Annotated in this window: 20 protein-coding genes; 10 read left to right on the top strand and 10 right to left on the bottom strand. The window is 57.9% G+C overall.

Annotated elements, in window-relative coordinates; genetic code table 11:
• Nucleotides 1-34 precede the first annotated feature (34 nt).
• A complete protein-coding gene (locus FMN52_RS11170; protein ID WP_008173532.1) occupies nucleotides 35-202 on the bottom strand; it encodes a rubredoxin in 168 nt (55 codons plus the stop codon).
• Nucleotides 203-467: 265 nt separating this feature from the next.
• Between FMN52_RS11170 and FMN52_RS11165 the strand changes: the two genes are divergently transcribed.
• The 5 genes from FMN52_RS11165 (at nucleotide 468) to phoR (ending at nucleotide 4666) form a co-directional block, all read left to right on the top strand.
• Nucleotides 468-1025, top strand: coding sequence for a hypoxanthine-guanine phosphoribosyltransferase (locus FMN52_RS11165; RefSeq protein WP_148608694.1), 558 nt, complete (start codon nucleotides 468-470; stop codon nucleotides 1023-1025).
• Entirely contained in the window at nucleotides 1006-1569 is a 564-nt protein-coding gene (locus FMN52_RS11160; RefSeq protein WP_148608693.1) for a chorismate lyase, read from the top strand. Before FMN52_RS11165 ends, FMN52_RS11160 begins: the two co-directional genes overlap by 20 nt.
• 69 nt (nucleotides 1570-1638) lie before the next feature.
• Complete coding sequence (ubiA, locus tag FMN52_RS11155) at nucleotides 1639-2526, top strand: 4-hydroxybenzoate octaprenyltransferase (RefSeq protein WP_148608692.1); 888 nt, start codon at nucleotides 1639-1641, stop codon at nucleotides 2524-2526.
• A gap of 74 nt (nucleotides 2527-2600) precedes the next feature.
• Nucleotides 2601-3293, top strand: coding sequence for a phosphate regulon transcriptional regulator PhoB (gene phoB / locus FMN52_RS11150; protein ID WP_148608691.1), 693 nt, complete (start codon nucleotides 2601-2603; stop codon nucleotides 3291-3293).
• Nucleotides 3294-3346: 53 nt separating this feature from the next.
• Entirely contained in the window at nucleotides 3347-4666 is a 1320-nt protein-coding gene (phoR, locus tag FMN52_RS11145; protein WP_148608690.1) for a phosphate regulon sensor histidine kinase PhoR, read from the top strand.
• Here the strand turns inward: phoR and FMN52_RS11140 are convergent.
• Nucleotides 4663-5541 (bottom strand): response regulator, encoded by an 879-nt coding sequence (locus tag FMN52_RS11140; protein WP_148608689.1) that lies wholly within the window; start codon nucleotides 5539-5541, stop codon nucleotides 4663-4665. The two genes, phoR and FMN52_RS11140, sit on opposite strands and share 4 nt — an antisense overlap.
• Before the next feature lie 228 nt (nucleotides 5542-5769).
• On the opposite strand from FMN52_RS11140, the gene FMN52_RS11135 reads away from it, so the two are divergent.
• The 3 genes from FMN52_RS11135 (at nucleotide 5770) to rsuA (ending at nucleotide 8809) form a co-directional block, all read left to right on the top strand.
• On the top strand, nucleotides 5770-7020 hold the full coding sequence (locus FMN52_RS11135; protein ID WP_148608688.1) for a lytic murein transglycosylase: 1251 nt from the start codon (nucleotides 5770-5772) through the stop codon (nucleotides 7018-7020).
• Between the two features lie 62 nt (nucleotides 7021-7082).
• Complete coding sequence (locus tag FMN52_RS11130; RefSeq protein ID WP_148608687.1) at nucleotides 7083-8111, top strand: metal-dependent hydrolase; 1029 nt, start codon at nucleotides 7083-7085, stop codon at nucleotides 8109-8111.
• 5 nt (nucleotides 8112-8116) lie between these two features.
• Nucleotides 8117-8809, top strand: a complete 693-nt coding sequence (gene rsuA / locus FMN52_RS11125) for a 16S rRNA pseudouridine(516) synthase RsuA (protein WP_148609736.1) — start codon at nucleotides 8117-8119, stop codon at nucleotides 8807-8809.
• Nucleotides 8810-8812: 3 nt separating this feature from the next.
• Here rsuA and FMN52_RS11120 read toward each other — a convergent pair whose 3' ends face one another.
• Nucleotides 8813-9292, bottom strand: coding sequence for an asparaginase domain-containing protein (locus FMN52_RS11120; protein WP_148608686.1), 480 nt, complete (start codon nucleotides 9290-9292; stop codon nucleotides 8813-8815).
• Nucleotides 9293-9311: 19 nt separating this feature from the next.
• Nucleotides 9312-10226, bottom strand: a complete 915-nt coding sequence (gene pbpG, locus FMN52_RS11115; protein WP_275898194.1) for a D-alanyl-D-alanine endopeptidase — start codon at nucleotides 10224-10226, stop codon at nucleotides 9312-9314.
• Between the two features lie 262 nt (nucleotides 10227-10488).
• Here pbpG and FMN52_RS11110 point away from each other — a divergent pair, with 262 nt between their 5' ends.
• Nucleotides 10489-13104, top strand: a complete 2616-nt coding sequence (locus FMN52_RS11110) for an EAL domain-containing protein (RefSeq protein ID WP_148608684.1) — start codon at nucleotides 10489-10491, stop codon at nucleotides 13102-13104.
• On the opposite strand, the gene ilvD is transcribed toward FMN52_RS11110, so the two are convergent.
• Complete coding sequence (gene ilvD / locus FMN52_RS11105; RefSeq protein ID WP_148608683.1) at nucleotides 13105-14793, bottom strand: dihydroxy-acid dehydratase; 1689 nt, start codon at nucleotides 14791-14793, stop codon at nucleotides 13105-13107.
• Nucleotides 14794-14993: 200 nt separating this feature from the next.
• Here ilvD and FMN52_RS11100 point away from each other — a divergent pair, with 200 nt between their 5' ends.
• Nucleotides 14994-17411, top strand: coding sequence for a xylulose 5-phosphate 3-epimerase (locus FMN52_RS11100; protein ID WP_148608682.1), 2418 nt, complete (start codon nucleotides 14994-14996; stop codon nucleotides 17409-17411).
• On the opposite strand, the gene FMN52_RS11095 is transcribed toward FMN52_RS11100, so the two are convergent.
• The 5 genes from FMN52_RS11095 to ald all read right to left on the bottom strand — a co-directional run bounded on the left by FMN52_RS11095 (nucleotide 17392) and on the right by ald (nucleotide 24693).
• Complete coding sequence (locus FMN52_RS11095; protein WP_148608681.1) at nucleotides 17392-20118, bottom strand: HAD-IC family P-type ATPase; 2727 nt, start codon at nucleotides 20116-20118, stop codon at nucleotides 17392-17394. The genes FMN52_RS11100 and FMN52_RS11095 overlap by 20 nt on opposite strands.
• Nucleotides 20119-20225: 107 nt before the next feature.
• On the bottom strand, nucleotides 20226-21968 hold the full coding sequence (locus tag FMN52_RS11090) for an alkaline phosphatase D family protein (RefSeq protein ID WP_148608680.1): 1743 nt from the start codon (nucleotides 21966-21968) through the stop codon (nucleotides 20226-20228).
• A gap of 215 nt (nucleotides 21969-22183) precedes the next feature.
• Nucleotides 22184-22795, bottom strand: coding sequence for a Yip1 family protein (locus tag FMN52_RS11085; protein ID WP_148608679.1), 612 nt, complete (start codon nucleotides 22793-22795; stop codon nucleotides 22184-22186).
• 184 nt (nucleotides 22796-22979) lie between these two features.
• On the bottom strand, nucleotides 22980-23552 hold the full coding sequence (locus FMN52_RS11080; RefSeq protein ID WP_148608678.1) for a glutathione S-transferase N-terminal domain-containing protein: 573 nt from the start codon (nucleotides 23550-23552) through the stop codon (nucleotides 22980-22982).
• A 22-nt stretch (nucleotides 23553-23574) separates the two neighbouring features.
• Nucleotides 23575-24693 carry an alanine dehydrogenase gene (gene ald / locus FMN52_RS11075; RefSeq protein WP_148608677.1) on the bottom strand — a complete coding sequence of 373 codons (1119 nt, stop codon included), beginning with the start codon at nucleotides 24691-24693 and terminating at the stop codon, nucleotides 23575-23577.
• Between the last annotated feature and the right edge of the window lie 135 nt (nucleotides 24694-24828).

Raw genomic sequence — 24828 nt, 5'->3', positions numbered from 1 at the left:
CCTTGGCGGGTTTCACCTGCCGTGCCGGGCAATATCAACCGATCTCGATCATCTCGAAGTCTTCCTTACCGACACCGCAATCAGGGCAGACCCAGTCTTCCGGTACGTCTTCCCACTTGGTGCCCGGCTCGATGCCGTCCTCGGGCCAGCCTTCGGCTTCATCGTAAATCAGACCACAAACCACGCATTGCCACTTCTTCATAGGTTTTCTCCCAATATCATCCGGGCGCAATAGTAATTGTCAGACAATCAAACACGCAAGTGTTTTGTTCGCATTACAGATACGAACAACTGTCGAATCAGGCCATCATACCCATCGCCCCGGAATTGACCAATGCCAATGCCGACGGTCCAGTTCGGGGTTTTCTGCCAATAGCCACAATTACAGATCTGACAGCAGGGAACGCCCCTCCCTTCTGTCGCCCCTCTCCGGTATAATCGCCCGTTTTACGACAGGACCGACCGATATGACCGATACCGTCGCCGAAATGAACCAGGTAATGGCCGAAGCCGACTGTCTGGTCGATGAACAGCAGGTACAGACTGCAGTCGGCAACCTGGCCGACGATATTACCGCCCGACTGAAAGACAGTAACCCCCTGTTATTCTGCGTGATGAACGGCGGGCTAATCCTGACCGGACAGCTGTTGCCCCGGCTCCGGTTTCCGGTCCAGGCCGAATACCTGCACGCCACCCGTTACCGTCAGGAAACCACCGGCGGCATTCTTGAGTGGAAGCTGCAGCCCGAAGCCGATATGAACGGCCGCACCATTCTCATTGTCGATGACATTCTGGACGAAGGCACTACCCTGTGTGCGATCGCCGACTACTGCCGCGCCCACGGTGCCAGCGAGGTACTGACGGCCGTTCTGGTCGACAAGCAGCATGACCGCAAAGCCCGCCCGGACCTGAAAGCCGATTTCACCGGCCTGGAAGTGGAAGATCGGTTCCTGTTCGGCTACGGCATGGACTACAAGGGCTACTGGCGCAATGCGCCCGGCATCTATGCAGTCAAGGGTCTCTGACATCGACAGTCGCCTGACCATACCCCCGACGGACTGGTACCAATCGCTTACAGCTGCAGGCCTTCGAAATCCGGCGGTTCACGGGCCTGCACGGCATTGGCTGCAGGTAGAGGGCTCGTTTACCCGGGCCCTGCAGAAGCAATGTAGCCGCTCCTTTCATGTCGAGGTCCGCCGCGAAGGCTTTGCAACGCCGACACAGGAGGAAGCCCGACATCTCGACATCCCTCACCGCCAGTACGCCTGGATAAGGGAGGTCAGCCTCTGTGGTGACAACCAGCCCTGGGTGTTGGCTAGAACCATCATCCCCCTGGACTGCCTGGAAGGTGAGGGACGACGCCTGTTGCACCTGGGCAACCGGCCTTTGGGCGCCTACCTGTTCACCAGCCCCCACTGGCAACGGGGCCCGCTGGAAACCGGTCTCTGCAAACCGGGAATACCCGGCCAGCCGGAATTGGCCCGACGCTCTCTGTTCAGCGGCCACAACAGCTCCCTGCTGGTTGGCGAGTACCTGTTGCCAGCCCTGTTTCAGCGGAACATGCTTTAACCGGCCTCCTGCCACTGGCTATAATCCCACCACTCATTCAATTCTCAGAACACCAGACGGACGCACGCCATGCTGCCTGATGCTGTGCCAGAACCTATCCAGCGCCGGCTGGCTGATTATGCCAGCCTGCTCAGAATCGACCGCCCGATCGGAACCCTTCTCCTGCTGTGGCCGACCTACTGGGCTCTGTGGCTGGCGGGTGATGGCAGCCCCGGGCTTGGCAATGTGATCATTTTCACCCTGGGCGTCTTCTTCATGCGCGCTGCCGGCTGCGCCATCAACGATTTTGCTGACCGGGACTGGGACAAGCACGTCAAACGCACCAAGGACCGCCCGCTCACCGCCGGCCGGGTAAAACCCTGGGAGGCGGTAGCGCTGTTCGCCGGTCTGTGCCTGGTTTCCTTCCTGATGGTGGTTCTGTTCACCAACCCGCTGACTCTTTACCTTTCCTTCGGCGGAGCCCTGCTGGCGTTTATTTACCCGTTCATGAAGCGATACACTCACTTGCCGCAGCTGTTTTTGGGCGCCGCGTTTTCCTGGGCCATTCCCATGGCCTGGGCGGCGGAGGCCGGTGAACTGAGCCAGCTCACCTGGCTCCTTTTCACAGCCAACGTACTCTGGACCGTTGCCTACGACACCTTGTACGCCATGGTGGACCGTGACGACGACCTGAAAGTGGGCATCAAGTCCACGGCCATCCTGTTCGGCGATGCCGACAAAGCAATTATTGGCATTCTGCAGGGTATGGTCGTGCTGATTCTGATCATGGTGGGCCATCGTGCCGAGCTGGGTACGTTCTATTACCTGGGCGTCGTGGCCATGACCTGCCTGTTCGTGTACCACCAGTATCTGGCGCGGGAACGGGAACGCGAGGCCTGCTTCAAGGCGTTTCTGAATAACAACTGGGCCGGTTTCGCGGTTTTTGCAGGCCTGGTGATTGATCTCATCATTGGCTGAACCTGTCATATACTTGTAACACTTGGGCGTTGTAATGCAGCAACAATCCAAGGTCTGACACAGGTTAAAAGCTCATGACTGGAAAAACTGTCCTGATCGTCGATGACGAGGCCCCGATCCGCGAGATGATCGCGGTGGCCCTTGAAATGGCGGATTATGACTATCTGGAGGCAGCGGACGCCCGGGAAGCCCATGCCCTGATTGTCGACAAACACCCGGATCTCGTGCTCCTCGACTGGATGCTTCCCGGCACCAGTGGCGTAGAACTGGCGCGTCGTCTGAAAAAAGAGGAAGCGACCGCCGATATTCCCATTATCATGCTCACTGCCAAGGTTGAGGAAGACAACAAGATCCAGGGTCTGGAGGTTGGTGCCGACGATTACATTACCAAGCCGTTCAGTCCTCGGGAGCTGGTCGCCCGCCTGAAAGCGGTGCTGCGGCGAGCGACACCGCCCGGCGTGGACAGCCCAATTGAAGTGGAAGGCCTGACCCTGGACCCGGTCGGCCATCGGGTCACTACCCAGCAAGGAGCCCTCACCATGGGCCCCACCGAATATCGACTGCTTCAGTTCTTCATGACTCACCAGGAACGGGTATATACTCGCTCCCAGCTCCTGGACCAGGTCTGGGGAGGCAATGTCTATGTTGAAGAACGGACCGTGGATGTTCACATCCGCCGGCTCCGTAAAGCGCTCGGCGACCAGTATGACCACCTGATCCAGACGGTACGGGGAACCGGATACCGCTTCTCGACCAGAGCCGCGTAAGTAACTCCGGCCAGCTGAGCATCAGCCCCGGAACGGACACAAGGCAGTTTTTGATGCAACACAACTGGTCACGATACCTACGCTACATTATCGGTGGCCTGATTGGCTCCACCCTCGTCGGCCTCTACTTTGGTGAGCCCGTCTACGGCCTTACCTTCGGGCTGATTGTCTACCTGTGGTGGACGCTGGTTCAGGCCCGGCGTCTTTACCAGTGGCTGGCCAACCCAAGCGCCACCGACGAAGCGCCTCAGAGCATCGGGCTCTGGGGAGATATCTTCGACAATCTCCACAAACTGCACCAGAACCACCTCAGATCCCAGGACCGGTTGAGGGCCCAGATTAACCGGGTGCAGGAGTCCACCAACGCCATGCGCGATGGTGTGATCATGACCGATTATCGCGGCGCGATGGAGTGGTGGAACGGCTCCGCCGAGTACCTCCTGGGTTTTCGCCGCAACACCGATCAGGGCCAGTACATTCATAACCTGATCCGGACTCCGGCGTTCAAGACCTACTTCGATTCCCGGGATTACCGTGACCCCCTGGAAATACATTCGCCTGCCAAACCGCACATTCACCTGCAGATTCAGATCAGCCTGTTCGGTGATGACGACCGACTGATCGTCGCCAAGGACGTGACCCGCCTGTACCAGCTGGAACAGATGCGCCGTGACTTCGTCGGGAATGTTTCCCACGAGATGCGCACCCCCCTCACCGTCATCAGTGGTTACCTGGAAACCCTGGTGGACAACGCCGCCGACCTGCCACCGAAGTGGCGCCGGGCCATTAACACCATGGCCGCGCAGTCATCACGGATGGAAGCCCTGATCACCGATCTGATCTTGCTGTCACGAATCGAAACCGGCGAACAGACAGTTAACGACACCCTCACGGACGTGGACCAGCTTCTGGCACAGATCTGCCATGACGCCCGGGCGCTCAGCGGCGAAAAACAGCATGAGATTACCGTAAATATCGGCGACCACCGACTACTGAAAGGGGATGAAAGCCAGCTGCGTAGCGCTTTTTCGAACCTGATCTTCAATGCGGTGAAGTACACGCCTGCACACGGTCAGATCACCGTATCCTGGTCCACCAACCGGGAGGGTGCGCACCTCTCGGTAAAGGACACCGGTATCGGCATTGACCCGGTCCATATCCCCCGCCTGACGGAACGCTTCTACCGGGCCGACCCCAGCCGCCATAAGGACACCGGCGGCACCGGTCTTGGTCTGGCAATCGTCAAACACGTGTTGCTCAACCACGATGGCAATCTGGAGATTCGCAGCCGGATTGGAGATGGCAGTGAGTTTATCTGTCATTTCCCCAGGGAACGTTTGGTCGAACGTGTCCCGGAGAAAACGGAAAACTAGCGCACACCTGCCCGGAAACGGGCGATAAACCTCGATAATTCCTCGAGCTTTTTCGGGTCTTCATCGACAAAACGGATGGTGACGCTGACAAAATCGGTGTCCTGACGCTTGTCCACCGCCTGAAGCTGATGTACATAGCCGTTCAGCCGGGCCATCTGACCCTCGCCTGTCTCGATGTCCACCACCGCCTGGTCAAGAATCCCGGGAAACACCTGATCCCGCTTGGCAATCACCCGGACCTCTGTCAGGTTGATATCCTTCACCACCGATTTCAGGGTGCTTTCAGCAAAACGCACAGATGCAAGACTCATCGAACCGCGGGACGATGCCTGTTTGGAGGTTGCAGAAGGGGCTGCCTGCGAGGATGACGAAGGTGTTGGAGAAGCAAGGCTCTCTGCCCCTGGCTCCGACTTACGGGTCAGCAGGTTGGCCGACTCCTTGAAGGCATCAGCGGGGCTGGCCATGGACTTGCCGCCCCGATCCATGGCGTCTTTCAGTTTTCGGCCCATCACCTTGATAATCTTCTTACTAAGTCCGTCAGGGCTGAAGGGTTTGCCAAGGTATTCGGAAACACCCCCCTTGACCGCTTCAATCACGTGATCCTTGTCACCCCGGCTGGTGATCATGATGAAGGGTACGTTTTCGTACTGGGGCTGCTGACGCATCCACTGCAACAATTCCAGACCCGACATCTCGGGCATTTCCCAATCGCACAGAATCAGGTCAAACGCCGTCCGGGACATCAGTGACTGGGCCCGCCGGCCGTTCTGGGCATCGGTTGTCTCGATCACCGGAAAACGCTGGCGCACGGTTCGTTTGACCAGATCACGTACAAAGCTGGCGTCATCCACGACCAGCGCTTTCAGCATTGCCATATTTCAGACCTTCCCCTATCCACAACCCGGTTCTATGGTGCAACTATAGAACAAACGCCCTCGCCATATACCTGTCGGCAACAAAAAGACGACAATCGCCATTTCCCGGGAACCGGCAGGTTAAAGAATTGTCACTCCACCTGGCCCCGGACAGTGTTTCTCCGGCTGGAAAACGCGCTAACATGGGGACAGGATTATCCACCACCATCAGCCTGATAGAGGTTTTGTGTGCTGACCACACCTGCAAGGATTCTTCGCCAAGGCGGCCTTACCCGCGGCTTATTGTTTTCCGGTTTTCTGTCCCTCCTGCCACTGTCTGCCATCGCCCAGGACAACGCTGAAGCTGAGCCGGCGGGGTTTGCCGAGTGCAAGGCCCGGCTTCAGGATCAGGCCATTGCCGCCGGGGTCAGCAGCAAGACCGCCGGCGAGGTGATGGCCGAAGTTCAGCATCTGGCACGAGTGATCGAACTGGACCGGCGGCAACCGGAGTTCACCACGACGTTCGCCGACTATCTGAACCGGCGGGTTAACGATGCCCGGGTAAGCAGGGGCCGGGAACTACTGCAGGAACACCAAAATCTGCTGGCCAGAGTCACCCGCGAAACCGGCGTACCCGCGCCCTATCTGGTGGCGTTCTGGGGCCTGGAAACCAATTTTGGCAGTTATTTCGGCAAGATGCCGGTACCCAGCTCCCTGACAACCCTGGCCTGCGATCCCCGCCGCAGCACCTTCTTCACCGAGCAGCTGATCGCCGCCCTTCGCATCATTGATGAAGGCGCCATACCGGCTGACCAGATGGAGGGTTCCTGGGCCGGCGCTATGGGCCATGTACAGTTCATGCCCACCGTCTTCCTGAAACACGCTGTCGATGCCGATGGAGATGGTCGCAGGGATCTGTGGAACAGCCTGCCGGATGCCATGATGTCGGCCGGCAGGTTCCTGGAATCCATGAATTGGAACGGCGACTATCGCTGGGGGCGTGAGGTGCTTCTGCCCGAGAATTTCGACTATTCCCTGGCGGACGGGCGCCGTTTGCCGCTGGCGGAATGGCGAAAAATGGGAATAACGGATGCCTTTGGCAATGCGCTGTCCCGTGAACCGATTGATGCCGCCCTGGTGGTACCCGCAGGACACCGTGGCCCGGCGTTTCTTGCCTATGACAACTTCCGCGTGATCATGGGCTGGAACCGCTCCGAATTCTACGCCATTGCGGTTGGTCATCTGGCAGACCGGATTGCCGGTGCCGGGAAGTTGCAAAACCCGCCACCCGAGGATGCCCCGGCACTGTCCCGTGACAACATCATCAGCCTGCAGCAAGCCCTGCAGCAACGAGGCTATGAGCCTGGCAAGCCTGATGGCATCATGGGTCCTGCAACCCGGTCTGCCATCCGGCAGTTTCAGACCGCCAACAATCTGGTGGCCGATGGTTATCCCGGCGAGTCGGTGCTGGCAGAGCTGGAGATACCTGCAGGCCAGTGATCCACCAAAGTGCTAGTGGCCTAATACTGCAGGTAACCGTTTTGATGCGAGACTGATCTGACATGGATTCCATAACCCAGGCCGCCCTGGGCGCCTCCCTGGCCGGCGCGGTCGCCGGCAAGACCCTTGGCCGCTCAGTTTTACTGACCGGCGCTGTGCTGGGCACCCTGCCGGATCTTGATGTGGTCATCGACTACGGGACGGCCGTTGCCAATTTCACCCAGCATCGCGGATTCAGCCATTCGCTGTTCATTCTGGCCCCTCTGGCAGTGGCCCTGGCCTGGCTACTCTGGCGCTGGAAACCACAACTAAGTTTTCAGCGGTGGCTTGCCTTGACGGGGCTGATCCTGATTACCCATCCTTTGCTGGACGCCTTCACCACCTATGGCACCCAGCTGTTCTGGCCAATCGGGCCACCCGTGGCCATAAGCAGCATTTTTATCATCGACCCGCTCTATACCCTGCCACTGCTGGCCGGCTGCCTCTTTTTCCTGGCCCGACCACCAGCCAAGTCAGCTGTAATTGCAGGACTGGCTGTGTCCACCCTGTACCTGGGCTGGAGTGTCCTGGCCCAACAGGTCATTACCCAACGGGTGCAACCGGCGCTCGCGGAAGCCGGGCTTGAAAACCCCGATCTGCTGGTTCAACCCATGCCTTTCAACACTCTGTTATGGCGCGCCACGGCTCTGCAGGGGGATCAGCGGGTAGAAATTGTTACCGGCTTTCTGGACGGCGATGCGCCTTTGAATCTTGAATACTTTCCGCGCCGTCCGGATCTGGCGAAGACAGTCTCGGACCTGCCCGAGGCCCAGCGCCTGGAATGGTTTACCCGGGGATTCCTGGATTACGATCAGGTCGACGACCGCATTACCGCCACCGACATCCGGCTCGGCATCCCCGGTGCACACCCTTTTACCTTTGTTCTGGCGACCCGGAATGGTAGCGGTATCGATCCTACGGCGAGCTACCGGACTCCACGCCCCGATGTAAACACAGAAGCACTGGCTCTGCTCTGGTCCCGGATGACTGGAGAAACCCCGGTGCTTTGTCTGGCCAGCCTGAGCTCGCCGGCACCGGGACAACGCTGCTGAATATCATGCGACTGGACCAGTTTATTGCCAACAGCACCGAACTCTCCCGAAAGGAGGCCAAGCGGGCCATCAGCAGGGGAGAGGTAACGATCAATGAACAAATCTGTAAGGGCGCCAACACTCAGTTGGTCGGCGATGAACGGGTAGCCTGGTCGGGCACCCGGCTGTCTTTGCCGGGCGAACGCTATCTGATGATGAACAAGCCAGCAGGTGTCGTGAGCGCGACAACCGACAGCGATCACCCAACGGCGCTGGACCTGTTGCCTGCAGACATTACCCGAAACCTCCACATTGCCGGCCGCCTGGACGCAGACACCACCGGCTTACTGTTACTGACCACCGATGGCCAATGGTCCCACCGGGTCACCTCACCGCGAACCGACTGCCCGAAGACCTACCGGGTAACGCTGAGCGAACCACTGACCGACGCAGCCACACAACAACTGGAACGCGGGGTGGATCTGCACAACGACCCCAAGCCGACGCGACCGGCCCGGATACAGATTCTGGACGGCGGGGTCATTGAACTTACCATTTCGGAAGGACGCTACCATCAGGTCAAGCGCATGCTGGCGGCCGTTGGTAACCACGTCAAGGCGCTGCATCGTGTGCGGATCGGGCAGGTTGAACTGGATAAGGCCTTAAAGCCCGGCGAATATCGGGAACTGACCTGTCAGGAGAAAGACAGCCTGGCCTGAAGCTCAAGTCCGTTCGAAACGTTGCGCCTGAAGATTCTTGCGCACGGCGCCGGCCTCGAACACTTCACCATTCATGGCGATATAGACACCCGGTGGCAGCAATTGCACCGCGGCCCAGGCAAACCCTACATTGAATACCGCATCGGTTCGGCGCATTCGAGCCGGCTGCATGGCGCCGGTCAATACGATGGTCTTGTCCTTCAGGCTGGACAGCACCGCCGCAGTATCGGCCATGGTATCCGTGCCGTGGGTGATAATGATTCGGCCACAATCGCATTCACTGGCCGCCGCCAGTACCTGCTGGCGATCGTCATCGGTCATCTCCAGGCTGTCCTTGCGCATCAGCTCCCGCAGGCGATAGCCCTCATGGATATTGGATTCCGACAGCAACTCCGGCAATAGACTGTGGCCCACTTCGAACTCGCTGTTGGCATCGAAGTAAACCTTATCGATAGTGCCACCGGTGGTGAGGATCTGGATCATAGCGGGATTCCTGTCAGGGTCAGTTCACACTGACCGTGCTGTTGCCTGCGGTCGCGTAGGCTGCGTTCTTTTCCTGCTCGTAACGCCGGGCCGCCGCGGCCACCGAACCCCGGGCTCCGGTGTCCAGCCAGCGTTTGATTCGCCCGGCATCGCCCATCGGCGAGCGGGTGCCCAGTGAATCCAGCAGCACGGTAACCACCTCTTTGCCGTTCATCTTCGAGATCATCACCAGACAGCGCCCGGCCTCGGAGAGATAGCCGGTCTTGCTGAGGGCCACGCCCCAGCTGTCGCGATGAACCAGGGCATTGGTGTTACCGAATGACAGGCTGTAACGGGGCTGGCGGAACTGTCCCCGGAAATAACCGGTCGTGGAGTATTCCCGGATTTCCGGGTAGTCCGCTGCGGCGTTCACCAGCCTGACCAGATCTGCCGCGGTTGAAAGGTTCTCCGACGACAGTCCGGTCGGATCAACAAACCGGGTGCCGGTCATACCCAGGGCCACGGCCTTGGCATTCATGGCCTCGATAAAGGCATCGAATCCACCCGGATGGCTCCGGGCCAGGGTATAGGCGGCAAAATTTTCGGAGGACATCAGCGCGATGCGCAGTACATCTTTACGACGCATCTCTGAGTCGATGCGGATCCGACTGTAAGCGTTCGCGGCGGCGGGCGTATGCCGCTCATGAAAGGTCAGCCATTCATCCAGCGGCTCGCCGGATTCCAGCACAACCAGCGCGGTCATGACCTTGGTGACAGAGGCAATGGGTACGGAACGGTCGGCATTCTTGCCGAAAATCAGCTCGCTATCACCAGTCACAGCAACCGCGGCATTCACCGAAGCTAGCCTGGGTCCACTTTCTGTTTCTGCGTCCCGCTTTTGGGATTCGCCCCCCGTTTGATGGGCCATAAGTGATCCAGGCAGCCAGAGCAACATCAAGATCACGAAAGGGGAAAAGCCGGCGAGTCTCATTTGTACAGATCCTGTGGTTTATTCATGTATCGCGCTACCGGTCCGGAAATAGACTTCGACAGATATGATGGTCAATACTAACTATACCAGCGAATGCTTTGTTTGATCAGGTGAAAAGTTTCTTGCGCCAATTTCACATAGCAAATGCAAGTGAACTGAAAATCCATTAAAATTCTTCCTGATTCATTGAGTTAGAAAACACCACTCAGCGGGAATGTCGCTTCATATGGATGACGGCACACATCAGTCTGAAAAAGCCGTGCTGTCAGAACTCCGAGCCCAGTCCGGGCTGACACCATTTCGACGGTGGCTGCCATTCCTGTTTCTTTTCGCTGCTATGGCATACGGCCTGCTCGCAGCGCTGTTCCATGTACCTGAAAATCCGCTTTCCCCGCTGTCGCAAGTCGGCTCTCCCGCTTCAGCGCCTCAGCCCTCCCGCATTGTTCAGATCGACTATCTGGTTGCCCCTTTGAAACATGTTATCGAGGACGAGAACTGGCGGCAGAAAAACTGGCAAACGGCCCCATCAGAGAACTCGGGCATTGGCTATTACGACGGGCCTGTCACCTTCAAGGTGACCGTGGAAAACCCCGGAACCTCAAACGTCGAACAGTGGGCGCTCGTATCTGCGCCTTACATCGACCGGCTCCGGCCCGCCATTCTCGATGAGAACGGCGTTTTCCAGCGTCTTCGCGAAATGGGAGACGTTTACCCATTCGGTAATCGGCTGATTTCACTACCACCGTGGATCTGGCCAGTTTCATTACCAACGGGCACTTCCACACTATTGTTCGAGGTTCAAAATGCCGGCCCCACGCTGCTTCCCATTACCATTCTGGAACCGAACAACGTTGTGAGCAGCATCGCAGGAACCATGGCCTGGAAGGCGTTCATCACTGGCCTCCTGGTCTTTGCGTTGCTGCTGAACCTCAGCTTCATGATGAAATTCAGGCTCCCGGGGTTGGCGTGGCTGGGCGTTCTCACTCTATCCGTTATTCACGTGCAGCTTGTTATGGAGGGATTCGGGCTCTGGTTAATCTGGCCAAACTTCCCGGAAATTAACGCAGTACTGAACATCAGCCTCTGTCTTTGCCTCATCTCACTTTGCCAAATCACACCAAACTTTATCTACGTCTCCAAGCTCCCGAGACTGCTACTGAATGCGACAAGTGTGCTCGGCCTTTTACATCTGCTGGCAATGCCACTGCGACTTCCGTTGGTCGGTCAGGACTCCTTCCTGATACTTGCTCTGACAGGCGGCTCAATGATTCTGGCCCTGACGCTCAAACAGGCCCGACACGAGGTGTATGCCCGCTACTTTGCGTTATCACTGCTCTGCATTCTCCTGGGTACAATTATCTCGGCGGCACGGACTGTCGGCTGGGCCCCGGTGAACAGCTTTACCGATTCCGCATTCTTTATCGGTGCAGCGGCCGCCTCTCTGATACTGACCAGCGGCATTGGCCGTCAGATACTGGAAGAGCGCAAAAAAAGGCTGGCTTCGGATATCCGGGCCCGCCAGGAACAAAAGCTGCGAACTCACGTTGAGCAAAATTACAAACAACTCCTCAAAACCCACAGTGTTACCGGCAAACCCAATCGGGCCATGTTGGAGGAGTCACTGGATCAGCTTGATAGCCAACAGCAGCCCTACACCGTCGCCATGATTCAATTGAGCCGTTTTAACGAAATCGAGCAGGTGCTCGGCCATCGGACGGCGGAGGATCTGCTCAGAAGTTATCTGTGGGAGCTCGACGGATTCCTGAAACGGATCATGGGCGATCAGCTGATCATGATTGACGGCTACGCTCTCGCCAGCATTGATACCAGCAATCATGCCTTCGCCTTTTACCACAGCGATGCTCCGGACACTTACCCGGAAAAATTGAAAACGCTCATGAACTGGTTGGGAGAGAACTTCCGCGAAGGCCGATTCTCCCTGTCCTGGAGCTCTTCTGTGGGTATTGCTCATGCTCCGGAGCATGGCGTCGATGCGTCAGAAATCCTTTCATCCGCAGGCTTTGCTGCTCTGGATACGCGTCAGCCCCTGACGGTTTACGACCCGGCTATCGCTGACTGGCAGTACCAGCAGCAAATGCTGATGCTGGATATCGAAGAGGCGCTGGGTAATGGCTGCATATGGCTGGAGTACCAACCAACCGTGCGAATACAGGACGCAAGTATCGCCTCAGTGGAAGCCCTGATCCGCTGGCAACACCCGGACTTCGGCACGGTTGCCCCGGATCGATGGATCCCGCTAGCCGAACAGGTCGGGATGATTCACCACGTTACGCTTTGGGTGGTCGAACGCGTCTGTGAAGATATAAGCGCCCTGAAGGCCTGTCACGGAGAGCACATTGCAGTTGCGGTCAATATTTCTACAAACGATCTTACCTACCCGGACTTTCTTGAAAAGGTGAAGGCGATTGTTCACTTCCATGGGGCACAACCTTCCGACCTGATTCTGGAGATTACCGAAACAGCGATGATGGCTGACACAGCCTTGGCACAAGAAGTCATTCGGACCCTTAGCCACAGCGGTTTCAGAATTGCCGTCGACGATTTTGGAACGGGGCACTCTTCGCTGGGAACCCTTGCCGCATTCGAGCTAGACGAGTTAAAAATCGATCGGAGTTTTCTCAGTGACATACTCACCCAACCCGCCCGACAGCGAATATTCCGAGCGGCGCTGGATCTGGGTGAAGCCCTGAACCTGGATGTCGTGGTCGAAGGTGTGGAGGAGGAGGCTATCGCCCGCTGGCTCCAGCAGTTCCCCCGCCTTTATGGCCAGGGATACTACTGGGGAAAGCCAGAAAAACTGACGATTCGAGCGCCAATTTAATCAGGGCAGGTCGGTTACAGCCCCTTTTGAGGCGGAGCTTACCGTTCGCGAATACTTCGCCAGTGTGCCCCTCGTAAAACGCGGAGCCGGCTTTTGCCAGGCCTGGCGCCGACGCTCCAGCTCCTCATCGGTGACATCCAGCTCAATCCGGTTGCTGATGGCATCAATGGTAATGGTGTCGCCATCTTCAACCAGCGCAATGGGGCCGCCCTCGGCCGCTTCCGGTGTGATATGGCCAACCACGAATCCGTGACTGCCTCCGGAAAACCGGCCGTCGGTAATCAAAGCGACGTCGCTGCCCAAGCCCTTGCCCATAATGGCGGAGGTGGGGCTGAGCATCTCCCGCATACCCGGCCCCCCTTTTGGACCTTCATAACGAATGACCAGCACATCGCCGGCCACCACCGTGCCATCAAGAATCCGCTCCTGGGCCTCTTCTTCGGAATGGAACACCCGGGCTCGACCGGTAAAGTGAGTGCCTTCCTTGCCGGTGATCTTGGCTACCGCGCCAGTCGGAGACAGGTTTCCAAACAGTATACGCAGATGGCTGTCCGCTTTGATCGGATTATCAAAGGCGTGAATGATGTCCTGCCCTTCCGGATAGGGCGCAACGTCGGCCAGGTTCTCGGCCAGAGTCTGACCGGTTACGGTCAGACAGTCGCCGTGCAGCAGCCCACGGTCCAGCAACATTTTCATAAGCGGCTGGATACCGCCAATGGCCACCAGCTCCGACATCATGTAGTGCCCGCTCGGGCGCAGATCCGCCAGCACCGGCACCCGCTTGCCAATCTCGACAAAGTCTTCCAGCTCCAGGTCGACACCAACCGTACTGGCCATGGCCAGCAAGTGCAGTACCGCGTTGGTGGAACCGCCCAGGGCGATGACCACCGTAATGGCATTTTCGAAGGCTTTCCGGGTCATGATGTCGCTGGGCTTGATGTCTTTCTCCAGCAGGTTCAGCACGGCCGCTCCGGCACCACGACAATCGGCCGCCTTGATCTCCGACACCGCATTTTGGGCGGAGCTGCCGGGCAGGCTCATGCCCATGGCCTCGATAGCCGAGGCCATAGTGTTGGCGGTATACATGCCGCCGCAGGAGCCCGGCCCCGGAATCGCGGTTTCCTCGATCTGCTTGACCTCAATCAGGTCCAGGTCGCCCCGGGCATGGGCGCCCACGGCCTCGAAAACCGAAATGATATCGGTATGGTTCTCACCGGGCATGATCGTACCACCATAAACAAACACCGACGGCCGATTCAGACGAGCCAGACCCATAACGCAACCGGGCATGTTCTTGTCGCAGCCACCGATGGCCACCAGGCCATCGAATCCCTCACAGCCGGCAACCGTCTCAATGGAATCGGCAATCACCTCCCGGGACACCAGTGAATACTTCATGCCCTCGGTACCATTGGCAATACCGTCCGATACCGTGATGGTATTAAAGATCAGCGACTTGCCGCCCGCTTCATCGGCACCTGCGGCTGACTCTTCGGCCAGCTGATTAATATGCATATTGCAGGGTGTGAGGTTACTCCACGTAGACGCAATGCCGATCTGGGGCTTCCTGAAATCCTCATCGGTAAATCCGACCGCCCGAAGCATGGCGCGACTGGCCGATTTGCCAATGCCATCAACAACCGGTGCCGAATATTTCCGGCGCTTGTCCTGATTCTTGTCTTGCGTCATGGGAGTCTCCTTTTCAGATGCCTTATCCGACCAGACTCTCAGAAACCATGGCATTCGGCAACGTGCACGCGAGCATGCCCACACACTCGCCTACCCGTGAAGGGCCTCAGAAAGATGCAGTTTCGACTGATCTGCATCAATGGCAGCTCACACCGGTGGTTCTAAAATCCACTGACACACTGACGCCATGGAGACATCCCATGCCATTGCCCATTCATACAGCACCGGTGGATCCCACCGCTTCAGACTGTCCGGATTACCGGCGCTGGTGCGATGGCTATGGAGCAATCCAGCATACCGATGCCACAAAACATCAGGTAAGACTTCTCGCAGAACATCTGGTTTCCGCCGGTCACCAGCCTGATTCAGCGACAGTCTATCGGAGGCTCGCAGACCTGGACCGGCTGACCAGCGCCGGGATGTGGCTGGTGGTTCATATGACTTATACCCGCAGGGTCGATGTCTCCGGTCAGCCCCTGGCGCCTCAGGACTTCAAGACCAATCCGGAAGGCCACACCGGCGGCGCACTGAATATGGTACCAGCGTATGCCGGCTATCTGGCGCTGAACAATCTGACCGGACGCACACGAAGCTGGCTGATGGGCCAGGGCCACTGCGTGGCAGCAGTGGACGCCCTGAATGTCCTCACCGGAAACCTTCATCGGGAACAGGCGGAACGTTATCGAGGGCCCGACGGGCTCTCAACTCTGGTGTCCGATTTCTACAGTTACCGGCAGAAGCCGGACGGCACCATGGCCGCCCCCCTTGGCAGCCATGTCAATCCGCACACCGCCGGTGGCATTCTCGAAGGTGGGTATCTGGGATTTGCCGAGCTCCAGTATGCCCACATGCCCCTTCCTGGTGAGTCTCTCGTGGCCTTCCTCTCAGACGGCGCTGCCGAGGAACAACGCGGCAGTGACTGGGTTCCGCGCTGGTGGCGGGCTGAGGACTGCGGCGCCGTAGTGCCCGTCATGATTGCCAATGGCCGGCGTATTGAACAGCGTACCGAGTTGGGCACCCGCGAGGGCCTTGAGCGTTTTGAGGCCCATCTTGAGCATCGGGGCTTCGTACCCTTCCGATTCGATGGAAGGGACCCCGCTGCCTTTGTCTGTGCCATGTATGAAATGGAGCAGGCGCTTGCCACCAATGGAGAGGCCGCTTTGAGGGGCGAAAGCAGCTATCCCATTCGTGTGCCCTATGGCATTGCGGAAACCACCAAAGGCTACGGCTTCTATGGTGCGAGCAGCAATGCGGCCCACAACCTGCCACTGCCCGGAAACCCTCGCATGGACGCCCGTGCCAGGGAGCTGTTTAACGAACATGCAGCCAGATTATGGGTGGCTCCGGACCAACTTCAGAACTGTATCGCTCAACTGAACCAGCACGCCGGGCAATCACGTCCCCTGGAGCGGGATCATGCCCTCGCGACCCGTAATCCGCCGGACCCCATAATCCCCCGGCTACCGGCCAATCCCGACCGCAGTTCCCCAATGAGGGCCGTGGATGACTTTTTCAGGGCACTGGTTGCTGAAAACCCGGGGCTCAGGGCCCGAGTGGGCAATCCGGACGAGCTGGCAAGCAACCGGCTTGGCGGTGTCCTCGAATATCTGAAGCACCGAGTAAACGACCCCGAGAACGAAAAGGAATCGGTCCACGGCAGGATCATAACCGCGCTCAATGAAGAGGCCGTGGTATCAGCCTGTCTGGCTAACAAGGCGGGGTTGAACCTGGTCGCCAGCTATGAGGCTTTCTGCGTAAAGATGCTTGGCGCCATCCGCCAGGAGCTGATCTTTGCCCGGCACCAGAAAGAAGTGGGTCGACCGGCACGCTGGCTTGGTCTGCCGGTTATTGCCACCTCACATACATGGGAAAACGGCAAGAACGAGCAGTCCCACCAGGACACCACCTTCTGCGAAAGCATGCTCGCGGAGATGAACGACGTATCCCGGGTTCTATTTCCGGCCGACTACAACAGCACCCTGGCAACGCTGCCATCGGTGTTCAGTGATAGAGGCAGAATTACCTGTATGGTGATCCCCAAACGGGATCGCCCCTGTGTCTTTGACACCCGGGAAGCAGAACTTCTGGCCAGGCATGGAGCGCTTGTGGTGGACGAGGACACTTCTTCCGGAGAGCCGTTGCTGCTCATGGCCAATGGCGCCTATCAGTTATCAGAGGCTATTCGGGCGTGTGAGCGCCTGCGGGAGACCGGCACCCCCTTCCGGCTGGTCTATCTCCAGGAACCCGGGAGGTTCCGCCAGCCCAGAGATACGATGGAAGCCCAGGTTTGCCTGTCAGAATTCGAAAGGGAGCGCCTGTTCCCCCACCGCATTCACCGGCGGGTTGCACTCACGCATATGCGCCCGGAGGTATTCCGTGGGCACCTCTATCCACTGTTCCCGGAACCGTCACAGGCCCGGGTCCTGGGTTACATCAACCGCGGCGGTACTCTGAATGAGGCAGGCATGCTATTTGCCAACGGTTGTTCCTGGGGCCATGCCCTGGCCGCTTGTGCCAGCGTTATGGACAAGCCCCCGGGTGCATGGCTCTCCAGTGCGGAGCTGGCAGCGGTAGAGGGCCGGGGCGATCCTGCAGTGATTACTCGGGGCCTGCCCTGAGCAAACGATTTCTCAGCGCGGTCTCGATTTCGAGAATCACCAGCAGCACCAAGCCAGCTATAACTGCAAACCCCAGCATTTCAAGGCTGAGCGCCTGTGTGCCAAAGGTATCGTTAAACCAGGGCAAATAGGTGAACAGCAGCTGCAATGCAATCACCGCAACAACCGCCAACAATACAACAGGTGTACCCAGCACCCCACGCAAGGTAATCGACGCTGAGTCCAGGTAGCGCACTGCAAACAGGTAAAACATTTCCATGGCCACCAGGGTATTGACCGCTAGCGTCCGCGCGGTTCTCTCGTCCCCGTAGTGGTGGATTGCCCAGTACCAGGCCGCAAAAATGCCGGCCAGGAACAACAACGAAACAAAGAGCACACGCCAGACCACGAACCCCCGCAAAAGGGATTCATTCCGGGCCCTCGGCGGATGCTTCATGACATCAGGCTCTGCGGGTTCAAACGCCAGGGTCATGGCCAAAACCACCGAGCTGACCATATTGACCCACAGAATCTGCAGGGCGGAGATGGGTAGAGTCAGTCCCAACAACAGGGCAGTGACCAGGCTGATGGACTCGCCGCCGTTAATGGGCAGCACAAAGGCAATGCCTTTTTTAAGGTTGGTATAAACGGTTCGGCCCTCGCGCACGGCTGCGGCAATACTGGCAAAATTATCATCCAGCAATACTACCGAAGACGCTTCGCGGGCCGCTTCCGACCCCTTTACCCCCATGGCGATCCCAACATCCGCCCGCTTCAGGGCCGGCGCATCATTGACCCCGTCACCGGTCATCGCCACAACTCCATGCAAAGCCTGAAGTGCTGCCACCAGCCTCAATTTGTGCTCCGGGCTGGTGCGGGCAAAGACATCCACCTCGCCAACGAGGTCGCGAAGCTGGTCATCATCCAACTGGTCCAGCTCCTTGCCGGTCAGCACCCGTTCGGTGTTTTTTAGCCCCAACTTGCGGGCAATAGCCCCGGCGGTGACCGCGTGGTCACCGGTAATCATCTTTACCCGGATTCCGGCATCGTGACAGTCCGCAATCGCCCGAATGGCTTCCTGCCGTGGCGGATCCAACAGCCCGACCAGACCGAGCAGTTCTGCACCCTGTTCGAGATCCTCAATCGCCAGTTCGCTGATGCCCCGCTCTGACGGTTTCCGGGCCAGGGCCAGAACTCTGAGGCCATCGGATGCCATCTCAGTGATGACCTGCTCCCACAAATCCCGGCGCAATTCACCGGCCTCCCCGGATTCGGCAACCTCGCTGGCACACATATCCAGGATCCGCTCCGGTGCTCCTTTCAGGTAGATCACGCTGTGGCCGTGGTGGTCATGGTTGAGCGTGGCCATAAAGCGATTCTGGGTATCGAACGGAATTTCATCTTTCCTGGGCCAGTCGACGGCACTGCGGTCGGCATCAAACCCGGCTTTGCGGGCGAACACCGAAAGCGCCGCCTCCATGGGATCGCCATTGATCCTGACCCTGCCGGAATCGTGATGGACATGAGCGTCATTGCAAAGCGCCGCTGCCCGCGCGAACTCATCCAGCAAATCTGAGTCCGCCAGTTGCCCCCGCTCTCCGTTCACGGCGCCATCAAAATCATAGCCTTCACCGGTCACGTCCAGCCAGACACCAGACAACACCGCCCGGGTTACCATCATTTCGTTTCGGGTCAGAGTTCCGGTTTTATCCGAACAGATCACCGAGACAGCACCCAGAGTTTCGATGACCGGCATTCGACGGACCACGGCCTGTCGACGGGCCATCTGGCGCACACCGATGGCCAGGGTAATGGTGAGAATCGCCGGCAGACCCTCGGGAATAGCTGCAACCGTAAGGCCAACCACGGCCATAAACAGCTCCCGGAATGGCAGACCACTGAAGACAGAACCACCAACGAAAATCGCAGCGCCGGCGATAATAACGACGATGGACAGGATTCGCGCAAACTTGTCCATCTGTTCCAGTAAAGGGGTTTTGAGTGTCGTGGTCTGGGCAAGCAGGCCGGAAATACGGCCAATTTCAGTACTGGCACCAGTGCGGACCACAACGCCTCGGCCGGTCCCGGTCGCAACCATGGTGCCAGAGAATGCCATACCGGACTGGTCCCCCAACGGGGCATCTGCAGCAACTACCTCTGTCGATTTATCAACAGCCTCGGATTCACCCGTGAGAATAGCCTCGTCGATTTTCAGGTTGTGGGATTTCTCCAGACGAAGATCGGCGGGCACACGATCTCCGGGCTCAAGCAGCACCGTATCACCCGGAACCAGGTTCGCAGCGTCTATCTGATGCTGGCCATCGGACCGCACAACCCGGGCTTTGGGCGCGAGCATGTGACGAATGGCCGACAGGGCCTGCTCGGCCTTCCCTTCCTGGATAAAGCCGACCAGTGTCTGGATAACAACGACGGCGAGAATAACGCCTGCATCTACCCAATGGCCCAGGCTGGCCGTAATCACGGCGGCCCCCGACAGCACATAAATCAGGAAATTTTTGAGTTGTCGGCCCAGCCTCGCCCACGGCCCCTTTGCACGAGCCTCCGACAGCGCATTGGGGCCATGGCTGGCCAGACGAGCGCGAACCTCGTCATCAGACAGAGGCGCCTCTGCTTTCAGTTGCCGCCGGGCATCATCAGGCTGAAGCACATGCCATTCAGGCTCCCGCTGCTCGCGCTCGCTGCGTTTAAGTTCCACCGATTCGGACATGCTTTCAGAGCTCCCTGCCGTTGCAACTTCACCATTTAACCCCGGAGGACGCCCGGAGCGGCTTGTGCTGCATCAAGGACAGGATAGCTAATGGCCGGTCCGTCACCCTATACGGCGGTTACGGGCTCCACAGTACGATTGCCCTGTCCGGGCAACACCCTGCGGGAGGCGGTGCGGGCCGCATCGATCTGATAATCCTTTGACTTGATAGTGTCCACGAAGTACCAGTCCGCTCTCGCTTCTTCCGGAGTGAATGTAACCATCATGTAGCCACGCTGATTCACATTCAGGTAATCCAGATCATCGACCAGCAGACTGATGGCCTGTTCCGCACCCTGAATCATGTCATCAGGGATACCCAGATACTCCTCCAGACCGGGTGATGTAACCGACGCTGTGGCGAACTCCACGCCAATCTGGTCCCCCTGGATGTCTTTCAGATTATTGGCCCAGGCATTATGGGTATCCCCCGCCAGCACCACCAAGTTCTTGTTCAGCGCTTTTGCAGTGCCCAGAACCACTTCCCGTTCATACTGGTAGCCATCCCAGGCGTCCAGGTTGTAGGGGGCAACGGTGTTGATGCGCGCCAATTCCGCGTCGGTCAGGGACGGATCTCCCTGAAGAGCCCGACCCTTGAGTTGAGCGAGTTCCGCGAGGTTTTGCGGCAGGCCTTCAAACTGTTCAGTAGCTATGGCCACCAACAGTTCAGCGGGCAAATTCATTCGGCCCATCAGTACCTGCTGCCCCAACACCTGCCATGTGGCGGTGGAATAGTTCAGGGAAGACTGCAGCCAGAGCAGCTGCTCCGCGCCCAGCAGGGTGCGGTTCTGACTGCCAACATCTACAGTGAAGCGGGCGGCATCCAGCCCTTCTCCTGTGAAATAGTCCATGTAGTCCAGTTGCTGGTCTCGGCCGATAATGCGGGTATCCAGCATGTGCAGGTCCACCAGATTGCCGAACCGGAAGGTCCGGAAAATGGCTTCGTCGCTGCCTTCGATAACCGGGCGGATCGGCATCCACTCGAAATAGGCTTTGAGGGCATTGAGCTTGCGCTCGGTGAAATCTCCCTCTCCGTCGTTATGGTTTTCAGCACCCTCCTCCCAGGTGTCATTAGCCACTTCATGGTCATCCCAGACCACAATGAAGGGCACTCTGGCATGGAGGGACAGAAGATCCGGGTCGGCCCGGTACGCAGCGTAACGCCTGCGATAATCCACCAGTTCAATCAGCTCAAGGTTGTTGTCGTCCGGGAAGGTACGGCCCAGCGCCTGAGCATCTTGCGCCGCATAACTGCTGCTGTCGGAGCTGTATTCATAGATGTAGTCACCCAGATGCACCACAGCATCCAGGTCGCTCTGTTTACTGATTTCCCGGTAGACGTTGAAGTAACCGGCCGGGTAGTTCGAGCAGGACACAACAGCCAGGCGCACGGAATCGATACTGCCCTCTGGCAATGTCCGCGTCACGCCCACCGGTGACTGGCGATCAGTCGTCTGGAAGCGGTAATAGTAGGTTTGCCCGGACGCCAGCCCGCGCACATCAACTTTGACGGTGAAATCATGGGCTTCGGCGGCCTCTGCCGTTCCGGAATGCACCAGATTCTCGAAATCCTCATCCGTCGACACCTCCCAGGCTACGCCGACAGGAGCCCCACCGTTTGCCGGCGCCGCCCTGGTCCAGAGCATGACGCCGTCGGCAAGCGGATCGCCACTGGCCACACCGTGAGTGAAGCTGATTGTGCGCTCGTCGGAACTATCCAGCACACAGCCGGCCAGGCCGGTAGAGACTACCACGGCGCCCATGCCCATGGCGGATGCTTTCAGAAAATCCCGTCGTGTCAGTCGTTTCATTGTCGTGTCTTCCCCTGCGTTCTTCCTTTGTAGCCTCGGCGTCCTTCGATCTTTGCCGTTACTACTCCAACTGAAGAACCTAGTCGGGCTTCGTTAAGAACGCATTGCCAAATTACGACAGGGCGGTGGCAAATCACGACAGGTGCGCGGAAAATGCCGGAAACCATAAAAAAGGGGAACTCATAGCTCCCCTTTTCGCTTAGTTTGAACTCAATCTATCCGCTGATGAAAACAGGTCCCACGCCAAGGTTCCACAGAATGACAGAACCGACCCGGGTTGACACCAGAATCACCAGTGCAACGGTCAGCAGCGCACCTGCGTACATCACCGCACGCTCTTTCTCAATACCCATGACAATCGGCAGCCCGTCGTACATAAGCCATGCGCCATAACAGGACGCAACCAAAAAGACGATGGCGTTGAACCAAGGCACCGGATACAACAGGGCAAAACCCGCCAGGAACAGAGGCGTGCAGGAATAGGCCGCCAAGGCAATGCCGTTGGAGGGCACGTGCTCTTCCTTGGCGCCATAGGTTCTCGCCATCCAGTTAATGGCATAACCCAGCGCAAAGACACCGACGAGCATCGCCAGATAGGTCAGCACACTGAGCTGCATCGCACTGATTTCGGTTAGCTTGATCAGCCGCTCATTACCAACCGTCCAGCCGAAATAGGCTGTCGATATGTAAGCGCAAATGGGTGCAATAGCCGCCAGGATAAAGACATAGGCAACATAAACCCGGCGTGGTGTTTCATGTTCTTTTCGTATGGAAGCCCACTCTTCATCAGGATGGGTGAAGAGACCGAACGCATGTGACAGGAGCATGGACAACCCCCTTCTTCGCTGTTGTTGGTTTTGTAAGTTACGGGATTCGGAGACTGTCAGATCAGCAACCGTTCCTTAATCTTAACTATAGTCAAGAACAGCAATCAGGAAAGGGAAATTCATCAAAAACCGTCCCGGCCGTTGGGGAGGTGCCAGGCGACCGGCGATTGCCGGTCGCCGGAAATCAGGAGAGGCGGGGATCAGTCTCGGCAACCCAGGGGTAATCCCTGTGGCTGTCACGATAGGACAACAGGCTTTCCACACCCGAAAAATCCACCAGATCCCTGAAATCCAGCCAGTCCACCAGGCAGTAAAGACAGATGGCAGGGTAATTCCAGCTTTCGAACTGACCCTCCTCCACCATCGCCACCAGCGTGCGTAGGGTGGTCATGATCCGCTCGCGCTGCAGGTTGTAGAACATCAGGTCCTCGCTGGTATCAATGCCTGATTTTTCTGAGAGCAGCATGGTGACTGCGGAGTCATTGGCACCGTCAATCATGGTCAGCTGGTTTTCCTGATCCCAGGTTAGCGGATCACGGCCCTGCTTGGCACTGACGTATCGCGCGATGATACGAGAATCGTAAAGCTCCTGACCGCCGTCTTCGAGTACCGGAATTTTCAGGGTCGGATTGTTACGCCGCAACTCGTCCCGGCCTTCACCATAGATATTGAGATTGACGAATTCATAGGGCTCTTCATCCAGCAGGATACGAATGCGCCGAACGTAAGGTGAAGTGGTGGATCCGATCAGTTTCATGGTTTCTCCGAGGGTTTCACACTCAGGATCCCAACAGGGATTCAGGGTTTGTGTATGGGTGCCCGGTCGCTTCTGCCACTTCCCTGTAGGTCACCTTGCCTGCAGCCACGTTTAGCCCGGCCCTGAGGTGGGGATCTTCCTTCATCGCCCGGTCCGGACCCTTATTGGCCAGGGCCGCCACAAAAGGCAAAGTCACGTTATTCAGCGCCAGTGTCGAGGTACGCGCCACAGCACCCGGCATATTTGCCACGCAGTAATGTACCACACCATCAACAATATACGTGGGGTCGTCGTGGGTGGTGGCTCGGGAGGTTTCTGCACAGCCACCCTGATCAATGGCAACGTCTACGATAACACTACCCTCCGGCATACGACGGATCATGTCACGGGTGATCAGTTTCGGCGCCGAGGCACCCGGAATAAGAACACTGCCAATCACCAGATCCGATTCCGTGACCGCCTGGTCGAGGGTCTGGGCAGTGGAAAACAGCGTCGTTATGCGGTTACCGTAGAGGTGGTCCAGGTATCGGAGTACCTCCATATTCCGGTCCAGAACTGTAACCTGGGCGCCCAGGCCCACAGCCATGGCAATGGCATTCTGACCGACGACACCACCACCAACCACCGCGACCCGGGCCGGGCTGACGCCCGGTACACCACCCAGGAGCACGCCGCGACCACCCATGGCCTTCTCAAGACAATGGGCCCCGGCCTGAATCGACATACGCCCTGCTACTTCCGACATTGGCGCCAGCAGAGGCAAATGGCCCCCACGATCGGTGACTGTTTCATAGGCAATACAAGTGGCTCCCGACTTCACCAGATCGTCCGTCTGCGCCTTGTCCGGAGCCAGATGCAGATAGGTAAAGAGTGTATGTTCCGGCTTCAGCATTGCCCGCTCTTCGGCCTGGGGTTCCTTGACCTTGACGATAAGCTCGGCAGTGTCGAAAACTTCCTTTGCGGTATCAAGAATCCGGGCCCCCGCCTGGCGATAATCCTCATCGGAAAACCCGATGGCAACGCCCGCGTCGGTTTCCACAAACACCTCATGATTGTGGCCACACAGCTCATGAACTGCCGCCGGCGTCATGCCAACACGGTATTCGCGGTTCTTGATCTCCCTGGGCACACCGATTTTCATAAACAACCTCCAAAACGGTCCGGATTCGCGAGTTTCTGAATGTAGTGTAGTCAAAAGGTCCTATACTGGATTTGCAACTGATTGCATCGGTTTACCGGTTCCGGGCGTAGATGTTCGGACAAAAAACAATCCGAC

Source organism: Marinobacter sp. BW6, from assembly GCF_008107725.1.
Lineage (GTDB): Bacteria > Pseudomonadota > Gammaproteobacteria > Pseudomonadales > Oleiphilaceae > Marinobacter.
Note: the sequence above shows the minus strand (reverse complement) of the source record. Positions and strands in the feature narration are given on the sequence as shown.